This window comes from Mesorhizobium sp. A556, assembly GCF_054489545.1.
Map to the genome: position 1 here is coordinate 76,794 of NZ_JBTMXA010000007.1, position 21,312 is coordinate 98,105.

Below are 21,312 nucleotides of genomic sequence, written 5' to 3' on the forward strand. Positions count from 1 at the left end.
TTTCAAGCGGGTCACCCTTTGCGGCACACAAAGCAATGGCCGCACAAGCCGCAGGACAGCGCAAGCGATGTCTGACGAGAACGATTCACAACCAAAACCGCAGGAATACGCGTCGCCGCCCTGCTTCATGCACGAACTCGATGCCGGCGTCATGGCCAAGCCCAGCCTGCAGGACGGCTGGGCCGACGTTGCCCGCTGGCGCAAGGCGGAACGGAAGCGGTTGCTCGGCGCGCGGCTTGCGATGACCCCACAGGCCCGCCAAGCGAGTTCCGAGCGCATCGCCGCAACCCTCGACCGCACCATAGGCAAGGTCAGCGGCCGCATCGTCGGGAGTTATTGGCCCTTTCGCGGCGAGCCGGACCTGCGCAACTGGTCGATCCGCGTCGTCGAACGCGGCGGCCGGATAGCGCTACCCGTCGTCATCCGGAAAGGCTGGCCGCTCGAATTCAGGGTGTGGTCGCCGGGCGAACCGCTGGAGCGTGGGATCTGGGACATTCTTGTCCCCTCGCGCGGCCCCTCCGTCCAGCCCGACGTGGTGATCGCGCCGCTGGTGGGCTTCGATGAGGCGAATTACCGCCTCGGTTATGGCGGCGGCTTTTTCGACCGAACCCTTGCGGTGCTGCCGAGACGAGCCTTCGTCGTGGGCGTGGGCTTTGCCGCCGCACAGGTCCAAACCATCTACCCGCAACCCCACGACATCCCGATGGACGTAATCGTCACGGACAAATGAAGATCCCATAGGCAAGGCCGCGTTCCCCCTTGCAACGACAATCGGCCGTTCAGCACCGGAACCGTAGCACACCTAAAACAAGAGGCAGGGCACGACATGTCGATTTCCACAACCGTCCCGGTAGATCACAAGCCAAGTTTCATCAACCGCTGGATGCTCTCGACCAATCACAAGGATATCGGAACGCTTTATCTGATCTTTTCGATGATGGCCGGCATCCTGGGCACCGCGTTGTCAGTGCTGATCCGGATGGAGCTTCAGGAACCCGGGCTGCAGCTGTTCGGCGACCCCGCCGTCTACAACGTCGTGCTCACCTCGCACGGCCTGGTGATGATCTTCTACGTCATCATGCCGGCGATGATCGGCGGCTTCGGCAACTGGTTCGTGCCGATCATGATCGGCGCGCCCGACATGGCCTTCCCGCGCCTGAACAACATCTCGTTCTGGCTGCTGGTGGTGTCGTTCGTGCTGTTTATCACCTCGCTGTTCGTGCCGGGCGCGCCTGGCGTGAACGGTCACGGCGGCGGCTGGACCATGTATCCGCCTTTCTCGGAATCCGGCCAGCCCGGCCCGGCGGTCGATCTCGTCATCTTCGCCATTCACCTGTCCGGCGCTTCGTCCATTCTCGGCGCGATCAATTTCATCACCACGATCTTCAACATGCGCGCGCCCGGCATGACGATGCACAAGATGCCGCTGTTTGCGTGGTCGATGCTGGTCACGGCCTTCATGCTCTTGATGGCGCTGCCGGTGCTTGCAGGCGCCATCACCATGGTGCTGACGGACCGCAATTTCGGCACCACCTTCTTCATCCCCGACGGCGGCGGCGATCCGATCCTCTACCAGCATCTGTTCTGGTTCTTCGGCCATCCGGAGGTCTACATCATGATCCTGCCGGGCTTCGGCATCGTCAGCCACGTCATCTCGACCTTCTCCAAGAAGCCGATCTTCGGCTATCTGGGCATGGCCTATGCCATGGTGGCGATCGGCCTGATCGGCTTCGTGGTGTGGGCGCACCATATGTTCACGGTCGGCCTGACGGTCGATACGCAACGCTATTTCGCCTTTGCCTCGATGGTCATCGCGGTGCCGACCGGCGTGAAAGTGTTCTCCTGGCTCGCCACGATGTGGGGCGGGTCGATCACCTTCAAGACGCCGATGCTGTGGGCGACGGGTTTCGTGCTTCTGTTCACCATCGGCGGCGTCACCGGCGTCGTCATCGCCAATCCTGGCGTCGACCGCATGATGCACGACACCTACTATGTTGTCGCCCACTTCCACTACGTGCTGTCGCTGGGCGCGGCTTTCGCCATCTTCGCCGGTTTCTACTACTGGTTCCCGAAGATGACCGGCTACATGTACAATGAAGCGCTGGGCAAGCTGCATTTCTGGCTAATGTTCGTCGGGGTGAATCTCGTTTTCTTCCCGCAGCACTTCCTCGGCATGGCCGGCATGCCGCGCCGTTACGCGGACTATCCCGATGCCTTTGCCGGCTGGAACTTCGTCTCCTCGATCGGTTCCTACATTTCCACCGTCGGCCTGCTCGTCTTCTTCATCATGATAGCGGAGGCGTTCGCTCGCAAGCGCGTGGCCGGGGCCAATCCCTGGGGCGTCGGGGCAACGACGCTGGAATGGACGCTCCCGTCGCCGCCGCCCTACCACCAGTTCTCTTCGTTGCCGCGTATCCCGTAACGCGTTTCATGGTGAATAAAAAAGCCCGGCGACAACCGGGCTTTTTTGTTGCTCCTCGCGCGACCAAGAACAGGCTCAGTCGAAGCGATCTCCGATCAAGCGGGACCAGGACTCGCCCGCATAACCGTTGAAGAAGGCCCTGCCGCTCACGAACGGCTCCACCAACGCCGGGTCCTGCGCATGGACGGCGGTCGAGCAGGTGTGGAGAAACATGAAGCCGCGGCCGAGCATGGCTTCCAGCAGGGCAGGCATCGTGCGGCCGCGCAACGCCACCATGCCGCGCTCGCCGACATGTGCGAGCAGGCTGTCGATTACCGCGCCGGCCTGTCCGGGCGCCGCCAATATCTGCATGACGCGGCCGATCCGGCCTGGGTCGCCATGATAGACGAACATCCCGACCGGATGGCCGTCGCGCCCCGTTACCATCCGGCGCACCATGGTTCCGTAAAGCGACTTCTGCCCCGACTCGATCACCCTGTAGCGAAGGCCGGCGGCGCTCCACAATGGCCTGGTCGTGAAATTTTCCGTCAATTGCGCGATCAGCGCGGCTGCCGCATCGTCGTCTATAGCCTCGCTTGCAAGCGCCCTCGCGGGCAGTTTGTGGCCGACATTGAACCATCGCGGCTCAGCAGTGCTGCGCCGGATCAACGCATCGACGGGCCGGGCCAGCGGTGCAAGCAGGCGCGCCGGACCGGCCGCATAGGCGGCCAGTTCCACCGTCAGGCCAACCGGCCTGATGATACGAAGCCATTCGAGGCTGTAGGACGGTAAAATGACAGCGTTAAGCTTGCGCAGCATGGCCGTCGAAACGTGATTGGCGGTTTCGGTCAGCGAGATGTCCTGCGGGCCGGCAAGAAAGGCCCGCATCAGCCGCGCACCGGCAAAGGGATCGTCGGCACGGTCCGCCATCAGCGCCACGGCGATGGCGCCGCGCACCCGCCTGCCCTCGATCAGCATCGGCAAGGGCAGCGCGCCGATGAACCCGGAAACGGCACCGCTTTTTCCGACATGGACCTGGGAATTTATCTCAGAGTCGTGGTCCGGCCCATCGAGAAAGAGGCTTGAAAGATAGGTCTCAAGTGCTGGCGTGGCTGGTCGGCGCGAGTTCCGCAAAAGCCGCTGAAACAGGCTGGCTACGGCCGCAATATCCGCTTTTTCAAACTGCCGAATTTCACCCATGCCTGATTGCCGGGTTCCCCGGCAGTTCTCCCCCCGTGCTTTCCAGAGCCCGACAAGCCGTCGCCGGCCTGACCGTACCCGTGCAGAAAGCCTGCTTCTCCCTCCTCGCTGATACCGTATTTGCGCGGAGGTTGCATCGAATTTCAGCCTTAACCTTACTCACCCGTTCCTGGCTCCAGGTGGCGGGTTCAGTTCGGCGGCGTGCCGTTCTCCGCCAGGACCAGACCGGCCAGATAGAGCGAGCCGCAGATCAGGATGCGTGGCGGCGCTTCCCTGTCGTCCCACGTATCGTGCAGCAGCATGAGCGCGCTGGCGACAGAACTTACCGGCTCCGCCGATAGCCCGGCTTCGACCGCACGCACCGCCAGTTCGTCATTGGATACACCGGCATCGCTGAAGCTGCCCGGCACAGTGTAGACATGGCGCGCCAGTCCCTTGAAGGCGCTGAAATAGCCGCTCTGGTCCTTGGTATTGATCATGCCGGAAATGAGAAACAGCGGCCTTGGATTTTTCTCCTCCTGCTCGGCCATCGCCTCGGCGACGACCACACCCGCACCGGGGTTGTGGCCGCCATCGAGCCAGATTTCGGCGCCCTCCGGGGCAAGATCGACCAGCCTGCCCTGCGTCAACTTCTGCATGCGGCCCGGCCAGGTCACATCGGCCATCGCCTTTTCCGCCGCACGCGCGTCAATGTTGAACCCCGCCGCCTTGACTGCCGCAATCGCCGCCGCCGCATTGGCGAACTGGTGGCGGCCGGGCAGGCGTGGCGGCTGCAAATCCATCAGTCCGTCCTCGTCCTGATAGACCAGGCGGCCATTTTCCCCGTAAGCAAGGAAATCCTGTCCATAGACCGATACCGGGCAGTCCAGCCGCTCGGCTGTCTCGACCAGGACAGCGAGTGCCGTCTCGCTCTCCTGCGCGCCGACGACGACCGGGCAGCCGCGCTTGATGATCCCGGCCTTTTCCGTGGCAATCAGTTCCACGCGGTCGCCAAGATAGGCCTGATGATCGAGCGACACCGGCATGATTACCGATACGGCCGGATTGGAGACGACGTTTGTAGCATCGAAGCGCCCGCCGAGCCCGACCTCGATGACGGCTGCATCGGCGGGATGTTCGAAAAACAGGAGAAAGGATACCGCCGTGAGGATTTCAAAGACGGTGATCGTCTCGCCGCCATTGGCCCTGGCGACCCGCGCGATGGCGTCGGCGAACACTGCGTCCTCGACGAAACGGCCGCCGCCATCGGCCGCAAGCCTGTAGCGCTCATGCCAGTGGACCAGATGCGGCGACGTGTGGACATGTACGCGGTAGCCGGCTGCTTCCAGAAGCGCGCGCGAGAAGGTGGCGCAGGAACCCTTCCCGTTGGTGCCCGCAATGTGGATGACCGGCGGCAACCGGTCTTGCGGATTGCCCAGCCTGTCGAGCAGGCGTGAAATCCGGTCAAGCGACAGGTCGAAGCCCTTCGGATGCAGGGTCAGCAGATTTTCGATCTCGCGGTCGGCGGCAAGCGTTGTCATGATGCAGTCCTATGCGCGCCGCGTCGCGCGCAACGCGGTTCCAACCGCGCCGTTTCGTGTCAGGCTTGCGGCCGGCTTTCGGGAGCGGCAGCGGCCGGGGGCAGGATTTCCGGCGCCAGCGGCTTTTCTTCTTCTGGCAGCTTGAGCAGGATTTTCAGCAGCCGCGCGATGGTTGCGCGCAGTTCCAGCCGCGACACCACCATGTCGACCATGCCGTGCTCCATCAGATATTCGGAGCGCTGGAAGCCGTCCGGGAGCTTTTCGCGGATGGTCTGCTCGATGACGCGCGGTCCGGCAAAGCCGATCAGTGCGCCGGGCTCGGCAATGTGCACATCGCCCAGCATGGCATAGGAAGCGGTAACGCCGCCCGTGGTCGGATTGGTCAGGACCACGATATAGGGCAGGCCCGCTTCCTTCAGGCGGTCGACGCCGACCGTGGTGCGCGGAAGCTGCATCAGCGACAGGATGCCTTCCTGCATGCGCGCGCCGCCGGAGGCCGCGAACAGGATCAGCGGCCGCTTGCGCTGGCGCGCCACCTCGAAGGCATGGACGATGGCCTCGCCGGCAGCCATGCCCAGCGAGCCGCCCATGAAGGCGAAATCCTGCACGGTCGCCACCACCGGCAAGCCCTCGACGGAACCCAGCGCGTTGAGGATGGCGTCTTCCATACCGGTCTTGGACTTGGCGTCCTTCAGCCGGTCGACATAGCGCTTTTCGTCGCGGAATTTCAGCGGGTCCTGCACGACCTTGGGGTTTTCCAGCGTCTCGTATTTGCCGTCGTCGAAGAAGAATTTCAGCCGCTCCTTGGCCGAAATCTTCATGTGATGGCCGGAAGCCGGAATGACATACTGGTTTTCTTCCAGATCCTTGTGGAAGACCATCTCACCGCTCTCGGGATCCTTGATCCAGAGATTTTCGGGCATGTCGCGCCGACCCAGCATCGAATTGATCTTGGGGCGGACGTAGTTGGTGATCCAGTTCATGACTTCGCTTCCCGTTTGTACGGAAGATGGGGAATTTATTCGACGCCAGCAAGGCGGGCGGCGCGGACGCCTTGCGCCAGCCCGGTGACCAGCGTGGCGACGGCCTCCGCCGGGTCGGCGGTGCGCTCTCCGTTCGGGCCCAGCACATTGGCGACGGCGTTGACGATGGCCGTGCCGACGACCACGCCATCGGCGGACGCCCCGATGACCCGCGCCTGCTCGGCGGTCTTGACGCCGAAGCCGACGCAGACCGGCAGGTCGGTATGACCCTTGATGCGCTTCACAGCGTCGGCCACCTTGCCGGTGTCCACCAAGGCCGAACCGGTAATGCCCGTCATCGACACGTAATAGACGAAGCCGGAGGTATTCTGCAGCACCTTGGGCAGCCGCTTGTCGTCGGTGGTCGGCGTGGCGAGACGGATGAAGTTGATGCCCGCCTTGACGGCCGGGATGCACAGTTCCTCGTCCATTTCCGGCGGCAGATCGACGACGATCAGCCCGTCAATGCCGGAAGCGACGGCATCCTTCAGGAAGCGGCCGACGCCGTAGATGTAGATCGGGTTGTAGTATCCCATCAGCACGATCGGCGTCTCGTTGTCGCCCTGGCGGAAATCGGCCGCCATCTGCAAGGTCTTTACCAGCGTCTGACCGGCTTTCAGCGAGCGCAAGCCAGCCGCCTGGATTGCCGGGCCATCGGCCATCGGATCGGAAAACGGCATGCCTAGTTCGATGACGTCTGCGCCCGAGCGGGCCAAGGCCTTCATGATCGACAACGAGGTGTCGTAATCCGGGTCGCCGCCCATGAAATAGGTGACAAGCGCCGGACGGCCCTCTGATTTAAGCTTCGCCATGCGGCGGTCGATGCGGGTGTCGGTCATGTCAGATCTCCATGCCCATCATCGAGGCCACGGTATGCACGTCCTTGTCGCCACGGCCGGACAGGTTGACGATGATGACCTTGTCCTTGCCCATGGTCGGCGCGATCTTCATCACGTGCGCGATGGCGTGCGCCGATTCCAGCGCCGGGATGATGCCTTCGACGCGGGTGGTCAACTGGAAGGCTTCCAGCGCCTCGTCGTCGAGGATCGGCACATATTCGACGCGGCCGGTATCGCGCAGCCAGGAATGCTCCGGTCCGACGCCGGGATAGTCGAGGCCGGCCGAGATCGAGTGGCCGTCCATGATCTGGCCGTCATCGTTTTGCAGCAGATAGGTGCGGTTGCCGTGCAGCACGCCCGGCTTGCCGGCATTCATCGAGGCGCAATGCTCGATGCCGTCCAGCCCGCGCCCGCCCGCTTCGATGCCGATGATCTGGACACCCTTGTCGTCAAGGAAGGGATGGAACAGGCCGATGGCGTTGGAGCCGCCACCGACGGCGGCGATGATCGTATCCGGCAGGCGGCCTTCCTGCTCGAGGATCTGCGCGCGCGCCTCGATGCCGATTACCGACTGGAAGTCGCGAACCATCTCCGGATAGGGATGCGGGCCGGCGGCGGTGCCGATCAGATAATAGGTGTCTTCAACGTTGGTGACCCAATCGCGAAGGGCTTCGTTCATGGCGTCCTTCAGCGTGCCGTGGCCGGCGCTGACCGGCTTCACTTCCGCGCCAAGCAGCTTCATGCGGAAGACGTTGGGGCTTTGGCGGGCGACGTCGGTCGCGCCCATATAGACCACGCAAGGCAGGCCGAAGCGCGCCGCGACGGTGGCCGAGGCAACGCCGTGCTGGCCGGCGCCGGTTTCGGCGATGATGCGCTTCTTGCCCATACGCCTGGCCAGCAGGATCTGGCCGAGGCAGTTGTTGATCTTGTGCGAACCAGTGTGGTTCAAATCCTCGCGCTTGAAATAGATTTTCGCGCCGCCCAAATGCTTCGTCAGGCCTTCGGCGAAATACAGCTTGGACGGCCGCCCGGCATAATGGGTCGACAGGTTCTGCAATTCGGCCTTGAAGGCCGGATCGTCCTTGACCTCGCTCCAGTTCTTTTCCAGTTCGAGGATCAGCGGCATCAGCGTTTCGGCAACGAAACGACCGCCGAAAATGCCGAACATGCCCTGCTCGTCGGGACCGGTGCGGAAGGAATTTGGCATCGCCGGCTGGTTCATCGCCGATCTCCTAAAAAAGCCGAAAGTCAGGCGGCACGGTTGTCGGTTGCTGCGGCAACGGCCCGGAAGAATTGTTCGATCAACGCCTTGTCCTTGACACCCGGCGCGCTTTCCACGCCCGACGAGATGTCGATGCCGCGCGGGTTGGCAAGCCGGAGAGCCTCGCCGATATTGGCGGCGTTGAGCCCCCCGGAAAGCATGTAATCCAGCGTAGCGTCAAGGCCCGCCAGAATGCGCCAGTCGAATGCGACGCCGTTGCCGCCGGGAAGCGTGGCGTCTTTCGGCGGTTTTGCATCGAACAGGAAGCGGTCGGCAATGCCGACGAATGGCTGGATATGCTCCAGATCGGCGGCCTCGCTGATTGCCAGCGCCTTGATCGCCGGCAGGCCGTAGCGCGCCTTGACCTCGGCCACGCGCTGCGGCGTTTCAGCTCCATGAAGCTGCAGCATGTCGGGCTGCATTTTTTCGACGATTTCGTCCAGCGCTTCATCGGTGGCGTTGACGGTTACCGCAACCGCGCTGGCCTTGCCGCGCGCCGCCTGGCGCAAGCGGCCTGCCTCGGCCGGAGCAATGTTGCGGGGGCTTTTCGGGAAGAAAATAAAGCCGACATGGCTGGCGCCGCCGGAAAGGGCAGCGGCCACGGCCGCATCGGTTTTCAACCCGCATATTTTTATGTCGAGAGCCATGCGGCGGGATTGGCATGAAACGGCAAAAGAGTCGAGGAAAAGCATGTCGTTGCCGTTGTCGCCAAAGGCGCTATCTGTATCCTTCAACAAGGAAGAGGCACCCATGGCTGAAGAAACCGCCGACCAACTCAGGAAGAAGCTCGAGCAGGCCCATCAGGTCATCGCGCAGCTCATGGACAAGGCTTCCTGCAGCGGCGCGGAGGCGCACCGCGCGCTGGGCTATTTTGCCGGTAGCGACTTCGATGAAAATTTCCTGCCCTGGCCACGCGGGGACGACGAAGGTTTGCGGCCGGATGAATTGAGTGCCGCAAACGACGGTTGAATATGTAGATCACTCGAAGGCAATGGCCTGCAACGCGCTGCCGTTGCGTTTCAGCCAGGCCTTGCACCGCTCGGTATCCGGGCAGAGTTCCCCGCACAGCTTCCAGAATCCCGGACCGTGGTTCATCTCCTTGAGATGCGCCACCTCATGCGCGACGAGATAATTGATCACCGCCGGCGGCGCCATCATGATGCGCCAGGAAAACGAGAGCGTCCCGTCCGACGTGCACGAACCCCAGCGGCTCGACGTATCGCGGAAGCGGATCGCCTTGGCATTCCTCCCCACCGTCGCGGTATGGCGGGCGACGAGCGCCTCGATCTCGCGCCGCGCCTCGCGCTTGAGGAAATCGGCGACGCGGCGCGGCAGATGCAGGCGGTCGCCATGGACGGCCAGAAACGGGCCGGAACCGTCGTGCCCGACCGAAACCATACCGCGCCTGCCCGGTTCGTGAACGATCAGGTGGGGCAGACCCCGGAACGGGATTTTGATGCCGGGGCGCACCTGCGGCCGCTCAGGCACCTTGGCCAGCCGCTGCTCCAGCCAGCCCCGATGCCGGTCGAGAAACTTTTCCACCTCGCCCCGGCGCAGGCCCGGCGGCACGGTGATGCGCAAGCCCTGCCCACCGGCGTCGATGCGCAGCGTGAGCCGGCGCGCGCGCTCGTTCTCGACGATCCGCAACGGCAGCGTGCGCCCCGCGACCGTGTGTTCGCGCGCTTCGACAGGCGACGGCGCAGGTTTTTGAAGGGTGCGGAAGAAGCCGAAGGACATGGCCGCAAGATACGCGATTCGAGGGGTTTAAGAAGAACAAAAAAGAAACGGCGCCGCTTGGTGCGGCGCCGTCTCTCTTGCCGGGATGGCCCGGATCAGTCGTCCAGCAGGCCTTCGGACGGCTTGTCGCCCTTCGGCTTACGGGTGGTAGCCGGCGCGGTCGGCTTGTGGCGGTTGGCCATGAAGCGGTCGAACTCGTCCTGGTCCTTGGCGCGGCGCAGTTCGCGGGCGTACTCGTCGAACTGGTCGAGCATTTCGTCCAGCTTGCGGCGTTCCTCGTTGAGGCGCTCAAGTTCCTTTTCGCGCCAGTCGTCGAAGGCGACGTTGCCGGTGCGGGCCGAGCCGCGATTGCCCCAGCGGGCAGCCTTGTCCGAGCCACGACGGCAGCCGGCGAAGATGCCGTCGGTGGCGCGGTTCACGTCACGCTTGAAGCCGTCGAGGCGGTCGCCCCAGATGATGTAGGCGAGCATGGCGAAACCCAGCGGCCAGAACACCATGAAACCAACCACCATCAGCGCAATGGTCGCCGGGGTCCATGCCGGGCGGATCAATGCAGAAGTGTTCATTTCTACCGTTCCTTCAATTGGAGGCAGCCACGCTGGCTGCTTGGATTCGAGATGGGAACGCAAAAACGGCGATTCAAGACAGCGGCCGCCAAAACTCGACAAGCCCCTGAAAGTGCTATCGCTTTTTGAAGCCATCGAGCAAAAGGACGAGCAGGCCGCCGACAAGGCCCCAGAAGGCAGAGCCGATGCCGAACAGCGTCAGGCCCGATGCGGTGACCGCAAAGGTGATGGTCGCGGCCATGCGCTCGTCCGCATCCTTGAGCGCTATCGACAAGGCATTGGAAAGCGACGCGATCAGCGCCAGGCCCGCCACCAGCACGATCAGGCTTTGCGGCAGGACGGCGAAGATCGCCACCAGCGAGGCTCCGAAAATCGCGAAGATCAGATAGGCAAGCGCGTAGAACGGCCCGGTCTTCCAGCGCTGCGCCGGGTCCGGGTGCACGTCCGGGCCGGTGCAGATCGCCGCCGAGATCGCGGCGAGGTTCGTGGTGGATGCCCCGAAAGGCGCGCTCAGCACCGAGAAAAGGCCGGTGACGCCAATCAGCGGACCGGGTGCCGGATCGTAGCCGTCCGCCTTGAGCACGGCCAGGCCCGACAGGTTCTGCGACGCCATGGTGACGAGATAAAGCGGGATCGCCAGGCCGATGATTGCCGTGACGGAAAATTCCGGCGCAATCAGGGTCAGCGTCGACAGTTCCGGCGTCGGCAGGCCGCCGACCCGGCCCGTCAGGAAGGCCGCCACGCCACCGCCGATCAGCACCACCAGCACCGAAAGCGCCGGGTTGAACAGGCGGATGACGAAGAATGCGGCGATCAGCGGCAGGATCAGCCGCGGGTCGGCGGGAATGGTCTTCACCGCGCCGATGGCGAAGGTGACGACGATGCCGGCCAGCATGCCCGACGCCACCGATCCCGGTATTTTCGCAATCAGGCGCGTCAGCGGATTGAACAGGCCGGTGATCACAAGAAGCACGCCGGTGACGAGGAAGGCGCCCACCGCCTCGCCCATGGAAAAGCCGGTGCTGGCGGCGATCAGGGCCGCGCCCGGCGTCGACCATGCGGTGATGACCGGCATTTTCGTGCGCCACGACAGCCAAGCGGTTTCGATGGCCATGGCGAGGCAGATCGCCGTTACCCAGCTTGCCGTCTGAAGCTGCGTGGCGCCGACGGCATCGGCGGCAGCAATGATGATGGCCAGCGTGCCGCCAAAGCCGACGATGGCGGCGACAAAGGCGGATACGGGTATGGAAAGGCGCATGCTATGCCCCTTGCCGTACCAGGGCCTCGACCGTGCGCACCAGCATGTCGAGATCCTGCGGCCGCGAAAGACGGTGATCGCCCTCGGGAATGAGCGACAAGGTCACGTCATTGGGAGGCAGCAGGCTCGCTAGCTTTTGCGCATGGCTTGGCGGAACGTCCGGATCGGCCAGTCCCTGCATGATATGGACGGGGCAGCGCGGATCGATCGGTCCGGACATGACGCGGTTTGCCCGCCCATCCTCGATCAGCGCGCGCGTATAGACATAAGGCTCGCCGGAATATTCGGACGGCTCCTCGAAATAGCCGTTTTCGGCCAGACAGCGCTTTTGCGCGTCGGTCAAAGCCGGTTCGACCAGTTCGCTGGTGAAATCCGGGGCCGGCGCCAGCAGCACCAGCCCCGCGATCCGGCTTTCGCCGGACTTGAGCAACTCCTGCACCATGCGCAGCGCAATCCATGCCCCCATGGACGAACCGACCAGCACCTGCGGACCGTTGGTGAACTTCCGAAACACCGCAAGGCTTTCGCCCAGCCACCGGGAGATGGTGCCGTCGGCGAAAGCGCCGCCCGACTCACCATGGCCGGAATAATCGTGCCGCAGATATTCGCGGCCCTGCGCCTGCGCCCAAACGGCCAGCGTTTCAGCCTTGGTGCCCAGCATGTCGGACTTGTAGCCGCCCAACCAGACGACACCTGGGGCTGGGTCTGCGCCGGGGCCGGGACCGACGCCCGGTTGATGCCGGACCGCTATTTTGCATCCGTCGACGTCCATAAACTCGGCTTGCGTGGCGGCCATGACAGCTTTTTCTCCGTGCCGGACCCTTTTGACACAGGCCCGCGCGCGACAAAAGTACCCGGCCAGGTCACATTCTTGGCCCAGATAGGTATCGGCGAGTGGTGATTTTCGGTTAGGCTTGTGCTATTGACATCGACCGCGCGCCCACCACATTTGCGCGTCCGCATTCCTTAACTTCAAAACACTGAACGAAACGGCCAAGGAGACCACGACCATTCGCAGACCTTTCAAAGCCGCCGCGCCTACCAAGGACGGGCCGCGCGCCAATACCGACATTCGAGTTCCCCGTGTCCAGCTCATCGGCGTCGACGGTGAAAATCTGGGCGAAGCCTCCATCAACGATGCATTGCTGCTCGCCGAAGAGGCCGGGCTCGACCTCGTCGAGATTTCACCCAACGCCAACCCGCCCGTCGCCAAGATTCTCGACCTCGGCAAGCTGAAATACGCCAGCCAGAAAAAGGCCGCCGAGGCCCGCAAAAACCAGAAGGTCGTCGAGATCAAGGAGATCAAGATGCGCCCGAACATCGACGATCATGATTACGAGACCAAGATGAAGGCGGTCCGGCGCTTCTTCGACGAAGGCGACAAGGTCAAGCTGACCCTGCGTTTCCGAGGCCGCGAGATGGCGCATATGGAGTTGGGCATGCAACTTCTGAACAAGGTGCGCGAAGAAACCGCCACCATCGCCAAAGTCGAGGCGGAGCCGAAGCTGGAAGGACGCCAGATGATGATGGTCCTGGCACCGCGCTGACCCTTCCCATCCCTGTAAAACAGGCGCCGGCGAGGCGCCTGTTTTTTTATCAACCAAGCGGCTGTCGCCAGGCGCTCCGCGAAAGCTTCCGACGATCGGATCCGCAATGGATGACAAGGCCAAGGAATCGCTCGGCACCTACCAGCGCATGCGACGCCTGGTGCTGGCCGTGGTCATCGTGGCCATGGTTGCCGCGCTGCTGTTTGGCCAGTCGGCCTTCGCGCCGGAGACCCCGGCTCACGAATCCATCGAAATGGTCGGCGTGCTGCTGATCTTCCTCGGCATCGTCGGTCGCTTGTGGTCGACGCTCTATATCGGTGGGCGCAAGTCCGCGGAGGTCGTCACCAGCGGGCCCTACTCCATCACCCGCAATCCGCTCTATCTGTTCTCATCGATCGCTGCCGCGGGCGTCGGTGCACAGATGGGGTCGATCCTTGCCACCGTCGGTTTCGGCGTGTTTTGCGCGCTGGCCTTTCATTTCGTCATCCTGCGCGAGGAAAAATACCTGAAAGTGGCGCTTGGCGAAGACTACCGCGCCTATCTGGCCAAGGTGCCGCGCTTCTTTCCGAAGCTCTCGCTCTACCGGGAAGGCGACACCGGCAGTTTCAAGCCGCGCCTGCTGCTGCAGACGCTGCTCGACGGGCTGATCTTCCTGGTCGCCATGCCGGTGTTCGAAACGATCGACGCCGCCCAGACGTCGGGTCGCTTGCCGGTTCTGTTTCATCTGTTCTGAAAGACGGCAACAGGCAGGAACGGGTGTTGCACGCCACGCCTTTGTGCCGTATAGACCCCGCGTTCCTAAAAAACCGCCCGGCAGGGCATGCCGTGGCGGTTTCATTTGCTTTTCGGGCTTTGGTCGGCCTGGAGACAATTTCGGCGTAATCGTGCGCCCACCGTATAAGGATAAGCAAAATGCCCAAGATGAAGACCAAGTCAGCCGCTAAAAAGCGGTTCAAGATCACCGGTACCGGGAAAGTCCTGTCGGCAGCCGCCGGCAAGCGCCACGGCATGATCAAGCGTTCCAACAAGTTCATTCGCGATGCACGCGGCACCATGGTTCTGGCTGAACCCGATGCCAAGAAGATCATCAAGAATTTTCTGCCTAACGGCGGCGGCATCTGAGCCGGTTGAGAGCGATATTAAGGAGATCATGACATGCGCGTAAAAAGAGGCACTACCGGCCACGCCAAGCACAAGAAGGTCCTAAAGGCCGCCAAGGGCTTTTACGGTCGTCGCAAGAACACCATCCGCATCGCCAAGCAGGCGGTCGAGAAGTCGCTGCAGTACGCCTATCGCGACCGCAAGAACCGCAAGCGCAATTTCCGCGCTCTGTGGGTCCAGCGCATCAACGCGGCGACCCGCGAGCACGGCCTGACCTATGGCCGCTTCATCGACGGCCTCAACAAGTCGGGCATCGAGATTGACCGCAAGGTCCTGTCCGACATGGCCATCCACGAGCCGCAGGCATTCGCAGCGCTGGTGGCAAAGGCCAAGGTCGCGCTCGAATATTTGAAAGATACGACGCCGAACGCTTTTGAAAGCGCTGTCGCTTAAAGACCAGCGCTTCCCAAGCATTCTTGGATACTTGATTTGGGGAACCCGCGCTGGCACGGCTGGCGCGGGTTTCTCTTTGTCACCAATGTAACCAAATTGGTTCCAATCTATAACCAAAACGGCACCAGTCGCCGGAACGAGAGAATTAGCCGTGGACGCCAACGTTGGAAATCTTGAAGCTCTGGAAAGCTCTTTGCTGGCAGAGATCGCATCGGCTGGCGACGAGCCGGCCATCGAGGCTGTGCGGGTCGCCGCACTCGGCAAGAAAGGCTCGATCTCCGAGCTTTTGAAGACGCTGGGCGCGATGACGCCGGAGGAACGCCAGACCAAAGGGCCGGCGATCAACGGCCTGAAAATCAGAGTCACCGAGGCGTTGACCGCGCGCAAGGCGGAACTGAAAGACGTCGCCATCACCGCGCGGCTTGCCGCCGAAAAGGTCGATGTAACGCTGCCGGTGCGCCAGTCGCCGGCCGAGCGCGGCCGTATCCATCCGATCAGCCAGGTCATCGACGAGATCGCCGCCATCTTCGGCGATATGGGGTTCTCGATTGCCGAAGGGCCGGATATCGAGACCGACCATTACAATTTCACCGCGCTGAATTTTCCCGAAGGCCACCCGGCGCGCGAAATGCACGACACCTTCTTCTTCCAGCCGGACGCCAATGGCGAGCGCAAAGTGCTGCGCACCCACACCTCACCGGTGCAGATCCGCACCATGGAGACGCAAAAGCCGCCGATCCGCATCGTCATTCCGGGAAAAACCTACCGGCAGGATTCGGACGCCACCCACTCGCCGATGTTCCATCAGGTCGAGGGGCTGGTGGTCGATAAAACCGCCAATGTCGCCAACATGAAGTGGGTGCTGGAAGAGTTCTGCAAGGCGTTCTTCGAAGTGCCGAGCGTCAACATGCGGTTCCGGCCGTCCTATTTCCCGTTCACCGAGCCGAGCCTCGAGGTCGACATCCAGTGCGACCGCTCGCGCCCCGGCGAAGTGCGCTTCGGCGAAGGCTCGGACTGGATGGAAATCCTGGGCTGCGGCATGGTGCATCCCAATGTGCTGCGCGCCGGCGGGCTCGACCCCGACGAGTATCAGGGCTTTGCCTGGGGCATGGGCATCGACCGCATCGCCATGCTGAAATACGGCATGCCGGATTTGCGCGCCTTTTTCGACGCCGACGTGCGCTGGCTGTCGCATTACGGATTCCGCCCGCTCGACATGCCGACGCTGTTCGGCGGGTTGAGCAGCTAGGGATAACGGTTATGGCTAAGCAACTCACTCATACGTATACACCTGAGCGCCTAGAAGTACTCGACAAAGCAAAGCTCGAAACCCTTAGAGCAAATGCCGAACGTCTCGATGCGCAGGATTTGGTTGCAATGTGCGACTTCGAGCTGAACTCTCGGAAACCCGCCCCGCGAAGGTCTGCGACTGTCCATAGCGCTCGCCACGAAGGGGATGTTGTATTGGGCTATCACTTTGTTTGTGGGCGAGACCTTGGGGTTTCCGTGGTTGGGGACGGAAATTTCTGGAGCGGATCATGGGTTGTTGCTGAGAGAAATGTGGAAATGAGCATTAGCGCCGGTGCGTATTTGGCGCTCCACGAGTCGAAAGCCGAGCCGTCATATCGTCAGGGGAAGATTATCGGCTATCGCAAGGCCCCACGAGATATGGTGGCTAAACGAAACGAAGGTATCGAATTCCTGGTCGAAACATTTGCTCAACCCATGAACTGGGTTGGAGATGGTGCCGGTGAGAAAGGGTACCACTGGGCAAGTTTGAAGGCAGGAGAAAAAACATGAAATTCACCCTCTCCTGGCTCAAGGATCACCTTGAAACCGACGCTTCGCTGGATGAAATCGTCGCGCGGCTGACCTCGATCGGCCTCGAAGTCGAATCGGTCGACGACAAGGCCAGCCTCAAACCCTTCGTCATCGCCAAGGTGCTGACGGCGGTGCAGCACCCCGATGCGGATCGGCTCAGGGTGCTGACCGTCGATACCGGTGACGGCCGCCCGCCGGTACAGGTCGTGTGCGGTGCACCCAATGCGCGGGCGGGCCTGATCGGCGCGTTCGCCGCGCCCGGCGCCTATGTGCCCGGCATCGACGTGACGCTTTCCATCGGCAAGATCAGGGGCGTGGAAAGCCACGGCATGATGTGCTCGGAGCGCGAGCTTGAGCTTTCCGACGAGCATGACGGCATCATCGACCTGCCCGCCGACGCGCCTGTCGGCGCGAGCTATGCCGCGTACGCGCATCTCGACGATCCGGTCATCGACATCAATCTGACGCCGAACCACCCGGATGCAACGGGCGTTCACGGCATCGCCCGCGATCTGGCGGCTTCGGGGTTGGGCACGCTCAAGGCGGCGCCTGTCGAGCCTATTGCCGGCCAGGGCGAATGCCCGGTCAAGGTGGTGATCGAAGCGCCGGAGCTTTGTCCCGGCTTCGCGCTGCGGCTTGTGCGGGGCGTCAAGAACGGCCCGTCGCCGAAATGGATGCAGCAAAGGCTGATCGCCATCGGCCTGCGCCCTATCAGCGCGCTGGTCGATATCACCAACTACGTCACCTTCGACCGCGGCCGGCCGCTGCATGTCTTCGATACCAAGAAGGTCGCCGGAAATCTGACCGTTCGTCACGCGAGGGACGGCGAGAAAGTGCTGGCGCTGGATGGCCGCGAATACACGCTGACGCCTGAAATGTGCGCCATAGCCGACGAGAACGGCGTCGAATCCATCGCCGGAATCATGGGCGGCGAGCATTCGGGTTGCGACGAAAACACCACCGACGTGTTGATCGAATCCGCGCTGTGGGACCCGATCGCCACCGCCCGCACCGGCCGTTCGCTCGGCATCATCACCGATGCGCGCTACCGCTTCGAGCGCGGCGTCGATCCGGAATTCATGGTGCCGGGACTGGAACTGGCAACCAAACTGGTGCTCGACTTGTGCGGCGGCGAGCCAAGCGAGAAAGAAATCGTCGGCTATGCCGGCCATACGCCGAAAATCGTCTCGTTCCAGCTGGCGGAAGTGAAGCGGCTGACCGGCCTCGACGTGCCGGCTGCGACCAGCCTCGACATTCTTTCCGGCCTCGGCTTCCAGCCGAAAGGGTCAGGCGAAGTGGTCGACGTGGCTGTGCCTTCGTGGCGGCCCGATGTCGACGGCAAGGCCGATCTGGTCGAGGAGGTGATGCGCATCCACGGTGTGGATGCCATCCTGCCTGCGCCGCTGGCCAGCCACGACGCGGTCAACGGCAAAATCCTGACCGTGCTGCAAATCCGTACCCGCGCGGCGCGCCGGGCGCTTGCCGTTCGCGGCATGATGGAGGCCATCACCTGGTCGTTCATCCCGGCCAAGCACGCCGAACTGTTCGGCGGGGGTCAGAGCGCGCTGAAACTTGCCAACCCGATTGCCGCCGACATGTCCGACATGCGGCCCTCGCTGCTGCCGGGACTGATCGCCGCCGCCCAGCGCAATGCCGACAAGGGTATCGGCGATGTCGCGCTGTTCGAAGTGTCGGGCACCTATGAAGGCGATACGCCCGAAAACCAGCGCCGCGTGGCGGCGGGCGTGCGGCGCGGCACCGCCAGGCTTGAAGGCTCTGGCCGCAACTGGTCCGGCAATGCGCAACCTGTCGGCGTGTTCGACGCCAAGGCGGATGCGCTGGCAGCACTGGAAGCCTGCGGCGCGCCAGTGGACCGGCTGCAGATCGAGACCGGCGCACCCGCATGGTATCATCCGGGCCGTTCCGGCGTGATCAAGCTCGGCCCGAAAGTCGTGCTCGGGCATTTTGGCGAATTCCATCCGAAGACGCTGGAAGGGCTGGACGTTTCCGGCCCGCTCTGCGGCTTCGAGGTGTTCGTCGATGCCGTGCCGGAGCCGAAGGCCAAGCCGACGCGGACCAAGCCGAGACTGGAACTTTCCGCCTTCCAGGCGGTGAAGCGCGATTTCGCCTTCGTCGTCGGCAAGGAGATCGAGGCCGGTACGCTGACCAAGGCAGCGCTTGCCGCCGACAGGAAGCTGATCAACGGCGTCAACGTCTTCGACGTGTTCGAGGGCGCTTCGCTTGGCGCGGACAAGAAGTCCGTCGCCATCGAAGTGTCGATCCAGCCGGTCGAAAAGACGCTGACCGACGAGGATTTCGAGGCGCTGGCCAAGCGCATCGTCGACAATGTGCAAAAACAGACCGGCGGCGTGCTGCGGGGCTAAACCCGCAGCACCAACATTTACCGGTTCGTCTGTGCCATCATGGCTGCGCCATAACGCGAGCCGGCGATCTGGTCCGGCGTGATAAGGCCGCCGATTTCGGCCAGTTCCGCCGCGTTCAGTGAAATTCCGGCAGCGGCCACGTTCTGCTCCAGATTGGCGATTTTGCGCGAACCGGGGATCGGCACGATGAAATCGCCCTGATGCAGCACCCAGGCCAGCGCCAGTTGCGCGGCGCTGGCATTCTTTTCCGATGCAAGCTTCTCCAGCCGGGCGACGGCGGCAAGGTTCTTCTCGATGTTTTCCGCCTCGAAACGCGGCAGGCCACGGCGGAAATCGCCTTCGCCGAGTTGATCCGCAGAGCGGATCGCGCCCGCGAGAAAACCGCGCCCGAGCGGGCTGAACGGCACGAAGCCGATGCCGAGTTCGCGGCAGGTTTCCAGCACGCCGTCCTCCGGGTCGCGCGTCCATAGCGAATATTCGCTCTGTAATGCTGCAATCGGATGCACCGCATGCGCCTTGCGCAGCGTGGCGACGCCAACCTCTGACAGACCAAGCGCGCGTACCTTGCCTTCGCGCACCAGCTCGGCCATTTCGCCGACCGTCTCCTCGATGGGAATCTCGGGATCGGGCCGGTGCTGGTAGAACAGGTCGATCACCTCGATGCCGAGCCGCTTCAGCGACGCTTCGGCAACAGCGCGTGCATGGCCGGGCTTGCTGTTCAGGCCGGGCAATGTCTTCGGCCCTTCCGGCGTCTCAATGACGTTGAAGCCGAATTTGGTGGCGATGTTCACCTTGTCGCGCAGCGGGCGCAACGCCTTTCCGACCAGAATCTCGTTGGTGAGGGGGCCATAGACCTCCGCCGTGTCGAAGAAATTCACGCCGAGTTCGACGGCGCGGTGCAGGGTACGGATCGCCTCGCTTTCCTCCTGCCCGCCATAGGCGTGGCTCATCCCCATGCAGCCAAGCCCGACGGGAAAGAGGGACAGTTCGGTTCCAAGCTTGCGCTCTTTCATGGTGTTTCCTTTTTGGAATTGGGCAATGTCGTTGCCGGTGCGGTGCACGGCCTGCCCGATGCGACCTTGGCATAATCCGCCTTTTAGGGCAAAGCTTCGCGCCATCACGATGCAGGGAGAAAGCCGGATGTTTCGCTGGGGTGTTTTGTCGACCGCCAAGATCGCGCGCGATCATCTTATCCCGGCTCTGGTCGATACCGAGAATGGCGTGCTCGCCGCCATTGCCAGCCGCGATCTCGGCAAGGCGCAGGCGCTTGGCCAGCGTTTTGGTGCACGCCATGCCTTCGGCTCCTATGAGGAACTTCTGGCCTCGCCTGAGGTGGACGGCGTCTATATCCCGCTGCCGACCGCGCAGCATGTCGAATGGGCGGCCAAGGCCATGGAAGCCGGCAAGCATGTGCTGGTGGAAAAGCCGCTGGCGCTGTCAGCCTCGGATATTCTGCCGCTGATCAAGCTGCGCGACGCGAAGAAGCTGCTGGTCTGCGAAGCCTTCATGGTCACCTATCATCCGCAATGGATCAAGCTGCGCGAGCTGATCGCCGATGGCGCCATCGGACGCCTGCGCCACGTGCAGGGCGCGTTTTGCTACTACAATGTCGATCCGGACAATATGCGCAACAAGCTCGAACTCGGCGGCGGCGCCTTGCCCGATATCGGCGTTTATCCAACCGTTTCGACACGCTTCGCCACGGGCAAGGAGCCGCTGCGCGTCCAGGCCACGATCGAGCGCGACAAGACCTTCGGCACCGACATCAATTCCTCGGTGCGCGCCGATTTCGGCGATTTCGAGCTTTCCTTCTATGTCTCGACGCAGATGGCGTTGCGGCAATCGATGGTGTTCCACGGCGACCGGGGTTTCATCGAGGTGGCGTCGCCCTTCAATGCCGGGCTTTACGACCATGCCCGCATCGAACTGCACGACCAGAAGCATACGGAAGCGCAAGTCTTCCGCTTTCCCGGTGCGTCGCAATACCGGCTGCAGTTCGAAGCATTCGCGCGGGCTGCAATGGGCGGCAAGGACCGCGTCTTCACGCTGGAAGAGTCCGTGCTCAACCAGAAGGTCATAGACGCCATTTACCGCGCCGGCGAAAAGGACGGCTGGGAGGCGGTGTAAAGCATGTCTCCCGAAAGTGGAAACCGGTTTCGGGGCAAAGACATGCGAAAAAACAAAGACCTAAAGCACGGCAAG

At 62.7% G+C, this 21,312-nt stretch carries 22 protein-coding genes; 11 read left to right on the forward strand and 11 right to left on the reverse strand.

Annotated elements, in window-relative coordinates:
• The first annotated feature begins 67 nt into the window (after positions 1–67).
• Together ACX3P0_RS15390 and ctaD are read left to right on the forward strand one after the other, a co-directional pair.
• Positions 68–730 (forward strand): 5-formyltetrahydrofolate cyclo-ligase, encoded by a 663-nt coding sequence (locus ACX3P0_RS15390; protein ID WP_459077834.1) that lies wholly within the window; start codon positions 68–70, stop codon positions 728–730.
• A gap of 96 nt (positions 731–826) precedes the next feature.
• Complete coding sequence (gene ctaD / locus ACX3P0_RS15395) at positions 827–2,422, forward strand: cytochrome c oxidase subunit I (protein WP_459089778.1); 1,596 nt, start codon at positions 827–829, stop codon at positions 2,420–2,422.
• 75 nt (positions 2,423–2,497) lie between these two features.
• On the opposite strand, the gene ACX3P0_RS15400 is transcribed toward ctaD, so the two are convergent.
• The 6 genes from ACX3P0_RS15400 to ACX3P0_RS15425 form a co-directional block, all read right to left on the reverse strand.
• Positions 2,498–3,601 (reverse strand): hypothetical protein, encoded by a 1,104-nt coding sequence (locus tag ACX3P0_RS15400; RefSeq protein ID WP_459089780.1) that lies wholly within the window; start codon positions 3,599–3,601, stop codon positions 2,498–2,500.
• Between the two features lie 188 nt (positions 3,602–3,789).
• The gene (locus tag ACX3P0_RS15405) at positions 3,790–5,121 is read right to left on the reverse strand and encodes a bifunctional folylpolyglutamate synthase/dihydrofolate synthase (RefSeq protein WP_459089781.1); all 1,332 of its coding nucleotides are present in this window, start codon (positions 5,119–5,121) and stop codon (positions 3,790–3,792) included.
• A 59-nt stretch (positions 5,122–5,180) separates the two neighbouring features.
• Complete coding sequence (gene accD, locus ACX3P0_RS15410) at positions 5,181–6,104, reverse strand: acetyl-CoA carboxylase, carboxyltransferase subunit beta (RefSeq protein ID WP_459077830.1); 924 nt, start codon at positions 6,102–6,104, stop codon at positions 5,181–5,183.
• A 35-nt stretch (positions 6,105–6,139) separates the two neighbouring features.
• Positions 6,140–6,982 (reverse strand): tryptophan synthase subunit alpha, encoded by an 843-nt coding sequence (gene trpA / locus ACX3P0_RS15415; protein ID WP_459089783.1) that lies wholly within the window; start codon positions 6,980–6,982, stop codon positions 6,140–6,142.
• A gap of 1 nt (position 6,983) precedes the next feature.
• Positions 6,984–8,204, reverse strand: coding sequence for a tryptophan synthase subunit beta (gene trpB, locus ACX3P0_RS15420; RefSeq protein ID WP_459089785.1), 1,221 nt, complete (start codon positions 8,202–8,204; stop codon positions 6,984–6,986).
• A gap of 26 nt (positions 8,205–8,230) precedes the next feature.
• Complete coding sequence (locus ACX3P0_RS15425; RefSeq protein WP_459089985.1) at positions 8,231–8,890, reverse strand: phosphoribosylanthranilate isomerase; 660 nt, start codon at positions 8,888–8,890, stop codon at positions 8,231–8,233.
• Between the two features lie 103 nt (positions 8,891–8,993).
• Between ACX3P0_RS15425 and ACX3P0_RS15430 the strand changes: the two genes are divergently transcribed.
• The gene (locus tag ACX3P0_RS15430) at positions 8,994–9,212 is read left to right on the forward strand and encodes a hypothetical protein (protein ID WP_459089787.1); all 219 of its coding nucleotides are present in this window, start codon (positions 8,994–8,996) and stop codon (positions 9,210–9,212) included.
• A 9-nt stretch (positions 9,213–9,221) separates the two neighbouring features.
• Here ACX3P0_RS15430 and ACX3P0_RS15435 read toward each other — a convergent pair whose 3' ends face one another.
• From ACX3P0_RS15435 to ACX3P0_RS15450, 4 genes are all read right to left on the reverse strand, one after another.
• On the reverse strand, positions 9,222–9,980 hold the full coding sequence (locus ACX3P0_RS15435) for a M48 family metallopeptidase (RefSeq protein ID WP_459089789.1): 759 nt from the start codon (positions 9,978–9,980) through the stop codon (positions 9,222–9,224).
• 95 nt (positions 9,981–10,075) lie between these two features.
• Positions 10,076–10,546, reverse strand: coding sequence for a DUF2852 domain-containing protein (locus ACX3P0_RS15440; RefSeq protein WP_459089791.1), 471 nt, complete (start codon positions 10,544–10,546; stop codon positions 10,076–10,078).
• Between the two features lie 115 nt (positions 10,547–10,661).
• A complete protein-coding gene (locus ACX3P0_RS15445) occupies positions 10,662–11,804 on the reverse strand; it encodes a benzoate/H(+) symporter BenE family transporter (RefSeq protein WP_459089793.1) in 1,143 nt (380 codons plus the stop codon).
• 1 nt (position 11,805) lies between these two features.
• Positions 11,806–12,600, reverse strand: a complete 795-nt coding sequence (locus ACX3P0_RS15450) for an alpha/beta hydrolase (protein ID WP_459089795.1) — start codon at positions 12,598–12,600, stop codon at positions 11,806–11,808.
• A 214-nt stretch (positions 12,601–12,814) separates the two neighbouring features.
• Here ACX3P0_RS15450 and infC point away from each other — a divergent pair, with 214 nt between their 5' ends.
• The 7 genes from infC to pheT all read left to right on the forward strand — a co-directional run bounded on the left by infC (position 12,815) and on the right by pheT (position 19,110).
• Positions 12,815–13,351, forward strand: a complete 537-nt coding sequence (gene infC / locus ACX3P0_RS15455) for a translation initiation factor IF-3 (protein WP_459077921.1) — start codon at positions 12,815–12,817, stop codon at positions 13,349–13,351.
• A gap of 106 nt (positions 13,352–13,457) precedes the next feature.
• The gene (locus ACX3P0_RS15460) at positions 13,458–14,084 is read left to right on the forward strand and encodes a methyltransferase family protein (protein ID WP_459089797.1); all 627 of its coding nucleotides are present in this window, start codon (positions 13,458–13,460) and stop codon (positions 14,082–14,084) included.
• A 179-nt stretch (positions 14,085–14,263) separates the two neighbouring features.
• Positions 14,264–14,473 carry a 50S ribosomal protein L35 gene (gene rpmI / locus ACX3P0_RS15465; protein ID WP_459077821.1) on the forward strand — a complete coding sequence of 70 codons (210 nt, stop codon included), beginning with the start codon at positions 14,264–14,266 and terminating at the stop codon, positions 14,471–14,473.
• A 33-nt stretch (positions 14,474–14,506) separates the two neighbouring features.
• The gene (gene rplT / locus ACX3P0_RS15470; RefSeq protein WP_459077820.1) at positions 14,507–14,905 is read left to right on the forward strand and encodes a 50S ribosomal protein L20; all 399 of its coding nucleotides are present in this window, start codon (positions 14,507–14,509) and stop codon (positions 14,903–14,905) included.
• 151 nt (positions 14,906–15,056) lie between these two features.
• Complete coding sequence (gene pheS / locus ACX3P0_RS15475) at positions 15,057–16,154, forward strand: phenylalanine--tRNA ligase subunit alpha (protein WP_459089799.1); 1,098 nt, start codon at positions 15,057–15,059, stop codon at positions 16,152–16,154.
• 11 nt (positions 16,155–16,165) lie between these two features.
• Positions 16,166–16,705, forward strand: coding sequence for a hypothetical protein (locus ACX3P0_RS15480; protein ID WP_459089801.1), 540 nt, complete (start codon positions 16,166–16,168; stop codon positions 16,703–16,705).
• Positions 16,702–19,110, forward strand: coding sequence for a phenylalanine--tRNA ligase subunit beta (pheT, locus tag ACX3P0_RS15485; RefSeq protein ID WP_459089803.1), 2,409 nt, complete (start codon positions 16,702–16,704; stop codon positions 19,108–19,110). The genes ACX3P0_RS15480 and pheT overlap by 4 nt, the downstream gene beginning before the upstream one ends.
• 17 nt (positions 19,111–19,127) lie before the next feature.
• Here the strand turns inward: pheT and ACX3P0_RS15490 are convergent, their stop codons facing one another.
• Entirely contained in the window at positions 19,128–20,123 is a 996-nt protein-coding gene (locus tag ACX3P0_RS15490) for an aldo/keto reductase (RefSeq protein ID WP_459077817.1), read from the reverse strand.
• A 127-nt stretch (positions 20,124–20,250) separates the two neighbouring features.
• Here ACX3P0_RS15490 and ACX3P0_RS15495 point away from each other — a divergent pair, with 127 nt between their 5' ends.
• Positions 20,251–21,237 (forward strand): Gfo/Idh/MocA family protein, encoded by a 987-nt coding sequence (locus ACX3P0_RS15495; RefSeq protein ID WP_459077816.1) that lies wholly within the window; start codon positions 20,251–20,253, stop codon positions 21,235–21,237.
• The last annotated feature ends 75 nt before the right edge of the window (positions 21,238–21,312 follow it).

Excerpts from the sequence above, each read along its gene's own strand:
- ACX3P0_RS15480 (WP_459089801.1), top strand. The coding sequence starts at position 16,166 with ATGGCTAAGCAACTCACTCATACGTATACACCTGAGCGCCTAGAAGTA.
- pheT (WP_459089803.1), top strand. The coding sequence starts at position 16,702 with ATGAAATTCACCCTCTCCTGGCTCAAGGATCACCTTGAAACCGACGCT.
- trpB (WP_459089785.1), bottom strand. The coding sequence starts at position 8,204 with ATGAACCAGCCGGCGATGCCAAATTCCTTCCGCACCGGTCCCGACGAG.
- ACX3P0_RS15405 (WP_459089781.1), bottom strand. The coding sequence starts at position 5,121 with ATGACAACGCTTGCCGCCGACCGCGAGATCGAAAATCTGCTGACCCTG.
- ACX3P0_RS15495 (WP_459077816.1), top strand. The coding sequence starts at position 20,251 with ATGTTTCGCTGGGGTGTTTTGTCGACCGCCAAGATCGCGCGCGATCAT.
- ACX3P0_RS15490 (WP_459077817.1), bottom strand. The coding sequence starts at position 20,123 with ATGAAAGAGCGCAAGCTTGGAACCGAACTGTCCCTCTTTCCCGTCGGG.
- rplT (WP_459077820.1), top strand. The coding sequence starts at position 14,507 with ATGCGCGTAAAAAGAGGCACTACCGGCCACGCCAAGCACAAGAAGGTC.
- ACX3P0_RS15445 (WP_459089793.1), bottom strand. The coding sequence starts at position 11,804 with ATGCGCCTTTCCATACCCGTATCCGCCTTTGTCGCCGCCATCGTCGGC.
- rpmI (WP_459077821.1), top strand. The coding sequence starts at position 14,264 with ATGCCCAAGATGAAGACCAAGTCAGCCGCTAAAAAGCGGTTCAAGATC.
- ACX3P0_RS15400 (WP_459089780.1), bottom strand. The coding sequence starts at position 3,601 with ATGGGTGAAATTCGGCAGTTTGAAAAAGCGGATATTGCGGCCGTAGCC.
- ACX3P0_RS15435 (WP_459089789.1), bottom strand. The coding sequence starts at position 9,980 with ATGTCCTTCGGCTTCTTCCGCACCCTTCAAAAACCTGCGCCGTCGCCT.
- ACX3P0_RS15460 (WP_459089797.1), top strand. The coding sequence starts at position 13,458 with ATGGATGACAAGGCCAAGGAATCGCTCGGCACCTACCAGCGCATGCGA.
- ACX3P0_RS15425 (WP_459089985.1), bottom strand. The coding sequence starts at position 8,890 with ATGGCTCTCGACATAAAAATATGCGGGTTGAAAACCGATGCGGCCGTG.
- trpA (WP_459089783.1), bottom strand. The coding sequence starts at position 6,982 with ATGACCGACACCCGCATCGACCGCCGCATGGCGAAGCTTAAATCAGAG.
- accD (WP_459077830.1), bottom strand. The coding sequence starts at position 6,104 with ATGAACTGGATCACCAACTACGTCCGCCCCAAGATCAATTCGATGCTG.
- ACX3P0_RS15450 (WP_459089795.1), bottom strand. The coding sequence starts at position 12,600 with ATGGCCGCCACGCAAGCCGAGTTTATGGACGTCGACGGATGCAAAATA.
- ACX3P0_RS15440 (WP_459089791.1), bottom strand. The coding sequence starts at position 10,546 with ATGAACACTTCTGCATTGATCCGCCCGGCATGGACCCCGGCGACCATT.
- ctaD (WP_459089778.1), top strand. The coding sequence starts at position 827 with ATGTCGATTTCCACAACCGTCCCGGTAGATCACAAGCCAAGTTTCATC.
- ACX3P0_RS15390 (WP_459077834.1), top strand. The coding sequence starts at position 68 with ATGTCTGACGAGAACGATTCACAACCAAAACCGCAGGAATACGCGTCG.
- ACX3P0_RS15430 (WP_459089787.1), top strand. The coding sequence starts at position 8,994 with ATGGCTGAAGAAACCGCCGACCAACTCAGGAAGAAGCTCGAGCAGGCC.